Consider the following 8,905-nt stretch of genomic DNA (forward strand, 5'->3'; position numbering starts at 1 on the left):
CCGTCACCGCAGTGATCGGATACAGTCCGCGGCGTGTCCGTACCTCCGTCGCACCCCTCGCCCCAGCCACGCACCCAGGGCTCGCACTGTTCCAGCTGCGGTTCGCCCTACGGGGAACAGCTCTCGGCCTGGCCCCGCACCTGCCCCGCCTGCGGCACGGTCGCCTACCGCAATCCGCTGCCCGTAGCGGTGGCGCTGCAGCCCGTGTACGACACCAAGGGCACCGCCCTTGTCGTCGTGACCCGGACCATCGCCCCCGCGCGCGGGGGAGTGGCCCTGCCCGGAGGGTTCATCGACGACCGGGAGGACTGGCGGGCCGCCGTCGTCCGCGAGCTGGAGGAGGAGACCGGCATCAGCGCGGCCGCACGCGACGTACGCCTCGCGGACGCCCTCAGCTCCGCCGACGGCTACCTGCTGCTCTTCGGCCTCCTGCCCGAGCGCCCGGCCGCCGACCTGCCGGACCCGGCACCCACGGACGAGACCGAAGGCTGGCACCTGCTGCACCGCCCGGCCGAAATGGCCTTCCCGCTGCACACGTTGGCGGTACGCGCCCTGTTCGAAGGGCGCTACATCTGACGCTGCGAAACTCCCCGCACCGTCACCCGCAGCCCGACCTCGCCCGCGGCCTCCTCGCCATCGCGGCCGTCCCGCTCGACCACCACGCTCCCGTCGACCCACCGCGCGGCGAACCGCTCGATCTCCGGCTGCTCCCACCCGTCACCCGCGTCCCTGACCACCAGACCACCGCCCGTACGCCCCGGCGCCGGCGCCCACACCTCCAGTTCGAGCCCGCCGTCGGCGCCCCGCACCGGCAACACCGCACCGGCACGCGCGAGCACCGGGACACGGGACAGCGGGGCCTCCAGAACTACACGGGCAGGCCCTTCGTACGCCCGGCCGGTCGCCGTGTCGTACCAACGGCCCGGTGGCAGCCGCACTGTGCGGCGGACCGCCCCCGGCTCGAACACGGGCGCCACAAGAAGGCAGTCCCCGAGCAGGAACGCGTCCTCGCAGTCACGCAGCGCCCGGTCCTCCGGGCTGCCCCACCACAGGGGCCGCACATACGGCGTACCCGTACGCCGCGCCAGATGCGCGAGCGTCACGAAGTACGGCAGCAGCCGCCGCCGTTCCACGAGCGCCACGCGCGCGTGCTCCAGCACATCGGGACCGAACTCCCAGGGCTCCCTGCGACCGGCCCGCAGCGCGGCATGCGTACGGAACAACGGCAGATACGCACCGAGCTGGAACCACCGCAGATACAGCTCGGGCGACGGACTGCCGTCGAACCCGCCCACATCAGGACCCGAGTACGGCACCCCGCACAGCCCCAGGCCCAGGACAAGCGACAGGGACGCCCGCAGGCCGGGCCACCCTGTGGCCACATCCCCGGACCACGTCCCTCCGTAGCGCTGCATTCCCGCCCACCCGGAGCGCGAGAACAGGAACGGCCGCTCCTGGGGGTGCAGTTCGCACAGCCCCTCGTACCCGGCGCGGGCCATGCCGAGGCCGTACACGTTGTGCGCCTCACGGTGGTCGCCGCCGCGTCCCTCCAGGGAATGCCGGGCCGAGCGCGGCAGCGTCGGCTCCCCGAAGGCGGCGAAGGACACCGGCTCGTTCATGTCGTGCCAGAAACCCGCGAACCCCTGGGCGAGCCGCTCCTTGTAGAGGCCGCCCCACCAGGCCCGCACCCGCGCGTCCGTGAAGTCCGGATAGACCACGTCGCCCGGCCAGACGAGCCCGTGCACCGCCCGCCCCGCGGCATCCCGCACGAAGGCGTCCGCGGCTCTGCCACTGTCGTAGACCTCATTGCCCGGCTCCGCCTTCACCGCGGGGTCGACGATCGACACCAGGCGCACGCCGTCCTTGAGCAACTCGTCGGCCAACTGGGGTATGTGCGGATAAGCCACCTTGTCGACGGTGAACACCTGGTGCGCCTCGTAGTGATCGATGTCCAGATGGAGGGCGTCCAGCGGCAGCCCTCGCTCCCGGTAGCCCGCGACGATCCGCCGCACCTCCTGCTCACCGCCGAAGCCCCACCGCGCGTGATGGTGCCCGAGCGCCCACGAGGGAGGAAGCGCGGGCGGCCCCGTGAGCGAGGCCCAGGTGTGCAGCACGCGCGCGGGAGTGCCCACCATCACCCAGCACCGCAGCGGACCGCCGTCCATGCGCACCTCGCACGAACCCGCCCTGTCGTGCCCGGAGCCCGCACCCACCTCCCCCTCGCGCACCGCCACGGTGCCGTCCCAGGTGTTGTCGTGGAACACCAGATGACAGCCGACATCGGCCACCACGAGCTGCACGGGCATGGTGATGTACAACGGGTCGTCACCAGGCCCGAACGATCCCCCCGGATCGGTGTTCCACATCCGATACGTCCCGTTCCGCAGCCGAGGCCCCCGCGCGCGTCCCCCGAGCCCGAAGAACCGGGCGTCCGCCGCCACTTGCGAGCGCTGGAGCCAGCGCGCCGCGCCCCCGTCGACCGGCTCCCACCAGCGCGGCGGCAGATCGCGGCGCAGCGTCATGCCGCCGGGCGTCTGCAACTCCACGGCGCCGAGCCGCGAGACGACCACCGTCGCCCGCTCCGACACCACACGCCAGCCGCCCTCCTTGTCCGGCTCCAGGACGGCCCGCGGATCCGCCTCGGGGCTCCCGCTGACGAGCGCGTACGAAGGATCGGGCTCCGCACCGTCCCATCCCCAGAACACGGCCCCACCCGTCGTGACCCGCACCCGCAGCTCGGAACGGGCGAACCGCACAACGCCGCCCCCCGGCCCCGGCTCCACGCCCGTCACCGCACCGGGCACCCGCGCGCGCTCCGCACCCCGGGGGGCGAGCGCGGCCGCGTCCACCCGCCGCCTACGCCAAGAGGACCGCACCGCACGCAACCCCTGCGCCGTACCGACCAAGCTGACAGCCTTCATCGAACGCACCAGGTCACGACCGTTCATGCTGCTCACCCTGCCACCGAAGAGGCCGCCCGTATGCATCGTTCAGCTGCCGTTCACCTGGGCCGACGGCACATAGTCGCCTCGCCGACTGTGTGAGGCACGCCCTGGTGCCGAAATCGATCACGTGGCATCGTCCCTGTCAGCCGTGTGGTGCGCACAAACAAGCTCGCGCACCACACACGCATACGACGCGTACGTAAAGCCCGGGAGCCGCCCCATGTCCTCAGCGAACCCCTCACCGCTCTGGCAGCCCGACCAGGAACGGATCGCCGCAGCGCAGATCACGCGCTTCCAGGCATGGGCCGCCGAGCACCACGGAGCACCCGCCGACGGCGGTTACGCGGCCCTGCACCGCTGGTCCGTGGACGAACTGGACACGTTCTGGAAGGCGGTCACCGACTGGTTCGACGTACGGTTCACGACGCCCTACGCGCGCGTACTGGGCGACCGCTCGATGCCGGGCGCCGAATGGTTCCCCGGAGCCACGCTCAACTACGCCGAACACGCACTGCGCGCCGCCGAGGATCCCGCCCGCGCGGGCGACCCGGCTCTCCTCCATGTCGACGAGACCCACGAGCCGTCCGCCGTCACCTGGGGCGAGCTGCGCCGCCAAGTAGGCTCCCTGGCGGCGGAGCTGCGCACCCTCGGCGTACGCCCCGGGGACCGCGTCAGCGGCTACCTCCCGAACATCCCGCAGGCCGTCGTCGCCCTCCTGGCCACCGCGGCCGTCGGCGCCGTCTGGACGTCCTGCGCCCCGGACTTCGGCGCCCGCAGCGTCCTCGACCGCTTCCAGCAGGTCGAACCGGTCGTCCTGTTCACCGTCGACGGCTACCGCTACGGCGGCAAGGAGCACGACCGCCGCGACGCCGTCGCCGAGCTGCGCCGCGAACTGCCCACCTTGCGCGCCGTCGTCCACATCCCGCTCCTTGGCACCGAAGCCCCCGAAGGCGCCCTGGAATGGGATGCCCTCACCGCATCGGACACGCTTCCCGTCTTCGAGCCGGTCCCGTTCGACCACCCCCTGTGGGTGCTCTACTCCTCCGGCACGACCGGCCTGCCCAAGGCCATCGTCCAGTCCCAGGGCGGCATCCTGGTCGAACACCTCAAGCAGCTCGGCCTGCACTGCGACCTGGGCCCCGACGACCGCTTCTTCTGGTACACGTCCACCGGCTGGATGATGTGGAACTTCCTCGTCTCCGGCCTCCTCACCGGCACCACGATCGTCCTCTACGACGGCAGCCCCGGCTATCCCGACACCGGCGCCCAGTGGCGCATCGCCGAACGCACGAAGGCCACCCTCTTCGGCACATCGGCTGCGTACGTCATGGCCTGCCGCAAGGCCGACGTGCACCCGGCCCGCGACTTCGACCTCTCGACCGTGAAGTGCGTCGCCACCACAGGATCCCCGCTGCCGCCCGACGGATTCCGCTGGCTGCACGACGAGTTCGAGGACACCCCCGGCGGCCTGTGGATGGCCTCGGTCAGCGGCGGCACGGACGTCTGCTCCTGCTTCGCAGGAGCCGTACCCACCCTGCCCGTCCACATCGGCGAGCTCCAGGCCCCCGGCCTCGGCACGGACCTGCAGGCCTGGGACCCCCAGGGCAAGCCCCTCGTCGACGAGGTCGGCGAACTCGTCGTCACCAACCCGATGCCGTCCATGCCCATCCACTTCTGGAACGACCCGGACGGCAGCCGCTACCACGACAGCTACTTCGACACCTATCCCGGCGTCTGGCGCCACGGCGACTGGATCACCGTGACCCCGCACGGCTCGGTCGTCATCCACGGCCGCTCCGACTCCACGCTCAACCGCCAGGGCGTACGCATGGGATCGGCCGACATCTACGAAGCCGTCGAACGCCTCCCCGAGATCCGCGAATCCCTCGTCATCGGCGTCGAACAGCCCGACGGCGGCTACTGGATGCCCCTCTTCATCCACCTCGCCCCCGGCGCCACCCTCGACGACGGCCTGCGCGACCGCATCAAACAGACGATCCGCGCCCAGCTGTCCCCGCGCCACGTCCCCGACGAGGTCATCGAGGTACCCGCCATCCCGCACACCCTCACCGGCAAACGCATCGAGGTCCCGGTCAAGCGGCTGCTCCAGGGCACCGCACTGGACAAGGCGGTCAACCCCGGCTCGGTGGACAACCTCGACCTGCTCCGCTTCTACGAGGACCTGGCCCGCGAACGCTCCTGATCTCCCGCCAAGCCGCCGTTGTCAGTGCTCGCAGTTACTGTGAGTGAGCATTGATCGACGGACCGCAGGGGGAATCATGACGCGCACGCAACCCATCACCACGCGACGCGCACTACGCCGCGAAGTCGCCGGAATCATCGGCCTGTTGGCCGACGCGGACGACTTCGCGGCGATGCGCCGCTACCGCACCTTCACCTTCGACGACCACAAGACCTACCTCCGGCAGGCCGAAGGCCTCCTCAGGTCACTCGCGTCCGACGGCGGGCACACCACCATCGCGCTCTTCGACCCCCAGGAGTACGAGGAGTACTGCGCCGACACCGGCTTGAACCCCGACGCCCCCGCAAGCCGCACCCGCTTCACCGCGGAACTGGCAGCCACCGGACCCACCGTCCCGTACGACGGCCAGCCCCTCTCCGCACTCCTTCCCGACCTCGTCGACGAGGCGGTCCGCCGGGCCACCTGGGAGTACGCGACGATGTTCCTGGCCCGACTCGGCACCTGCGCGGTCTGCGGCGAGGACATCGGCCGAGACGCCTTCAGCCGGGCCTCGGACCTGCTCGTCCAGCTGCTCGACAGCTCCGATTCCGGCACCCGGCACCTCGTCTGCAGCGTGCCGACCTCCCCGGAGACACTCCTCGCCGCACTGCACGCCGCACAGGACACCGACGGCAACGCGGTGCTCGACGAGACCGAAGCCCTGGAGTTCACCACGGTCCTCGCGGTCGGGATCGCCACCCACAGCGCCGCGGGCCTGGTGATGCGCACCACCGCGGACGGCAGGCCCGACCGTGTCCAGGGCTGGCGCCTGCACGGCGAGCGACTGCTGCCCCTCACCGCCGCCGAGGTCTTCGACGCCTACTGCACCGACGCGGTGTCAGGAGACCTCGTCGCCCCGGAATCCGGCGTCGACTACTGCGCCGCACCGCCCATCGGGAACGACGGGCCCGAAGGAGGACACCGGCACTGAACGACGAGGGGCGCCCCACCCGTGCCGGATGGAGCGCCCCTCACACACTTGATTCGGCTACTCGCCGGACAGAACCGCCTGCGCGGCCTTCCGGGCCTCCTCGGCGGTGTCCGCGGCACGCGCGGCGGAGGCCGCACGCTCGCACTGAGCCAGCGTGTACTTGCCCAGGGTCGCCCGCACGTAAGGAATGGACGCCGCACCCATCGACAGAGAGGTGACACCGAGGCCGGTCAGCACACACGCGAGCAGCGGGTCGGACGCTGCCTCGCCACACACACCACAGCTCTTGCCCTCGGCCCTGGCCGCCTCGGCGGACAGCGAGACCAGGTCGAGCAGCGCGGGCTGCCACGGGTCCTGGAGCCTGGACACGGCGCCCACCTGACGGTCGGCCGCAAAGGCGTACTGCGCGAGGTCGTTGGTGCCGAGCGAGAGGAACTCGACCTCCTGGAGAATCGAGCGCGCCCGCAGCGCGGCCGACGGAATCTCCACCATGGCACCGAACTTTGCCTGCAGCCCCGCCTCACGGCACGCGTCCGCGAACGCCTTGGCGTCGATACGGTCGGCGACCATCGGCGCCATGACCTCGAGGTAGACCGGCAGCCCTTCCACGGCCTTGGCCAGCGCCGTCAGCTGCGTGCGCAGCACATCGGGGTGATCGAGCAGCGACCGCAGCCCACGGACTCCGAGCGCCGGGTTCGGCTCATCGCCGGGCGTCAGGAAGTCGAGCGGCTTGTCGGCACCCGCGTCGAGCACACGCACGACGACACGACCTTCGGGGAAAGCCTCGAGCACCTTGCGGTACGCCTCGACCTGCTTCTCCTCCGACGGAGCCTTGGTGCTGTCGTCGAGGAAGAGGAACTCGGTCCGGAAGAGACCGACACCCTCGGCCCCGGCCGCCACAGCCGCCGGCACATCAGCGGGACCGCCGACGTTGGCGAGCAGCGGCACCTTGTGCCCGTCGGACGTCGCACCCGGACCGGTCGACGCGGCAAGCGCCGCCTTGCGCTCAGCGGCCGACGCCTCGAGCTGAGCGCGCTTCTCGGCGCTCGGCTCGACGAAGATCTCACCGGTGCTGCCGTCCACGGCCACGACCGTGCCCTCGGCCAGCTCACCGGCGCCCGGCAGAGCGACAATGGCGGGGACACCGAGCGCCCGCGCGAGAATCGCGCTGTGACTGGTCGGCCCGCCCTCCTCGGTGACGAAACCGAGCACCAGCGCGGGGTCGAGCAGCGCGGTGTCCGCAGGCGCGAGGTCACGCGCGATCAGGACGTAGGGCTCGTCGCTGTCCGGGACGCCGGGCATCGGAACCCCGAGCAGCCGGGCGACGATACGATTCCGCACGTCATCGAGGTCAGCCACGCGACCGGCCATGTACTCGCCGGCGCCCGCGAGGAGCTCGCGGTAATGGGAGAACGCGTCATATATAGCGCGCTCCGCCGAGCTGCCGACGGTGATGCGCCGGTCGACATCGGCGATGAGCTCGGGGTCCTGGGCGATCATGGCCTGCGCCTCGAGCACCGCCTGAGCCTCACCGCCGGCCAGGTTGCCACGCGCATTCAGGTCGGCCGCCACGGCTTCCACCGCCTGGCGAGCGCGCCCCTGTTCGCGCTCTGAGTCCTCCGCGGGAATCTGCTTGGCGGGCGGCTCGAGCACCGCCGTCCCCATATGCCGAACTTCGCCGATCGCCACACCGTGGCTCACGCCGACGCCTCGCAGCGTTGTCTCCATTGCACCCGTCTCCGATAGAGCGACGGGCCCAGCCGCCGCGGTGGATGTCGCATCTGCCGTCAGGGACGGCGATGACGTCACTGCCAGCTGAAGAGAGCGTCCCCAGCCTTGACGTCTCCATCCTCCACGAGGCTGGAGAGGGACTCGGCAGTGGCCTCGAGTGCCACGATCGGGCAGATCGGAGACTTACCGGCCGCCTCGACGGCCGCGGGGTCCCAGCGCACGATGGACTGACCGCGCTGCACGGTGTCACCCTTGTTCACGAGCAGCTCGAAGCCCTCGCCGTTGAGCTGGACCGTGTCGATGCCCAGGTGCGTCAGCACGCCGTGACCTTCGTCGTCGACGACGACGAAGGCGTGGGGGTGGAGCGAGACGACGATGCCGCCGACGGGGGCGACGGCCTCGGAGGGCTCGCGCGCGGGGTCGATGGCGGTGCCGGGCCCGACCATCGAGCCGGAGAACACGGGATCCGGTACGGCGGAGAGCCCGATGGCGCGTCCGACAAGCGGGGACGTCACGGTGGTCATGGCAAGCCTCCCAGGGGGTGGAGAGTCGTAGCCGCCGTCACTACTTGTCCTGGACGACGCACTGTGCAGAAGAGTAAGTCATAAAAAGTCCCGGTTCCGCGCGAGAGGTCCCGGTTGACTGAGTAGGGGCACTGCACAAACGATTTGCTCCGGCCCAGCGCCCCATGTACAGTCGGACTCCTGCCTGAGGCAAGCGACGCGGTCAAGCGTCCGGACTCGGCGGCATCTATCAAGTCAGATCCTAATCCCTGGGTCAGCTTCTGCGTGCTCGCAGATGAGTGGTCAGGGAGTCGAAAAAGACCTGATAGAGTTTGGAACACAACGAAGGGAAGCGCCCGGAGGAAAGCCCGAGAGGGTGAGTACAAAGGAAGCGTCCGTTCCTTGAGAACTCAACAGCGTGCCAAAAGTCAACGCCAGATATGTTGATACCCCGTCTTCGGCCGTCATGGTCGGGACGAGGTTCCTTTGAAGAAACATCAGCGAGGACGCTGTGAACCGGAAGATTATTCCTCTTCCTGGTTCCGCTCTCGTG

Annotated in this window: 6 protein-coding genes; 3 read left to right on the top strand and 3 right to left on the bottom strand. The window is 70.4% G+C overall.

What is annotated here, in order from left to right:
- Positions 1-33 precede the first annotated feature (33 nt).
- Positions 34-576 carry an NUDIX domain-containing protein gene (locus ACZ5CR_RS10015; protein ID WP_468855498.1) on the top strand — a complete coding sequence of 181 codons (543 nt, stop codon included), beginning with the start codon at positions 34-36 and terminating at the stop codon, positions 574-576.
- On the opposite strand, the gene ACZ5CR_RS10020 is transcribed toward ACZ5CR_RS10015, so the two are convergent.
- Positions 567-2,948: a glycoside hydrolase family 31 protein gene (locus ACZ5CR_RS10020; RefSeq protein WP_468855500.1), complete on the bottom strand. Its 2,382-nt coding sequence runs from the start codon at positions 2,946-2,948 to the stop codon at positions 567-569. The genes ACZ5CR_RS10015 and ACZ5CR_RS10020 overlap by 10 nt on opposite strands.
- Before the next feature lie 217 nt (positions 2,949-3,165).
- On the opposite strand from ACZ5CR_RS10020, the gene ACZ5CR_RS10025 reads away from it, so the two are divergent.
- Both ACZ5CR_RS10025 and ACZ5CR_RS10030 read left to right on the top strand, forming a co-directional pair.
- Positions 3,166-5,148 (top strand): acetoacetate--CoA ligase, encoded by a 1,983-nt coding sequence (locus ACZ5CR_RS10025; protein WP_468855501.1) that lies wholly within the window; start codon positions 3,166-3,168, stop codon positions 5,146-5,148.
- A gap of 76 nt (positions 5,149-5,224) precedes the next feature.
- Positions 5,225-6,118 carry a hypothetical protein gene (locus ACZ5CR_RS10030; RefSeq protein WP_468855502.1) on the top strand — a complete coding sequence of 298 codons (894 nt, stop codon included), beginning with the start codon at positions 5,225-5,227 and terminating at the stop codon, positions 6,116-6,118.
- 57 nt (positions 6,119-6,175) lie between these two features.
- Here the strand turns inward: ACZ5CR_RS10030 and ptsP are convergent, their stop codons facing one another.
- Both ptsP and ACZ5CR_RS10040 read right to left on the bottom strand, forming a co-directional pair.
- Positions 6,176-7,846 carry a phosphoenolpyruvate--protein phosphotransferase gene (gene ptsP / locus ACZ5CR_RS10035; protein WP_468855503.1) on the bottom strand — a complete coding sequence of 557 codons (1,671 nt, stop codon included), beginning with the start codon at positions 7,844-7,846 and terminating at the stop codon, positions 6,176-6,178.
- A 77-nt stretch (positions 7,847-7,923) separates the two neighbouring features.
- A complete protein-coding gene (locus tag ACZ5CR_RS10040) occupies positions 7,924-8,373 on the bottom strand; it encodes a PTS sugar transporter subunit IIA (RefSeq protein WP_389916629.1) in 450 nt (149 codons plus the stop codon).
- Positions 8,374-8,905 lie beyond the last annotated feature (532 nt).

Source organism: Streptomyces sp. NPDC031274, assembly GCF_055570235.1.

Excerpts from the sequence above, each read along its gene's own strand:
- ACZ5CR_RS10040 (WP_389916629.1), bottom strand. The coding sequence starts at position 8,373 with ATGACCACCGTGACGTCCCCGCTTGTCGGACGCGCCATCGGGCTCTCC.
- ACZ5CR_RS10030 (WP_468855502.1), top strand. The coding sequence starts at position 5,225 with ATGACGCGCACGCAACCCATCACCACGCGACGCGCACTACGCCGCGAA.
- ptsP (WP_468855503.1), bottom strand. The coding sequence starts at position 7,846 with ATGGAGACAACGCTGCGAGGCGTCGGCGTGAGCCACGGTGTGGCGATC.
- ACZ5CR_RS10025 (WP_468855501.1), top strand. The coding sequence starts at position 3,166 with ATGTCCTCAGCGAACCCCTCACCGCTCTGGCAGCCCGACCAGGAACGG.
- ACZ5CR_RS10020 (WP_468855500.1), bottom strand. The coding sequence starts at position 2,948 with ATGAACGGTCGTGACCTGGTGCGTTCGATGAAGGCTGTCAGCTTGGTC.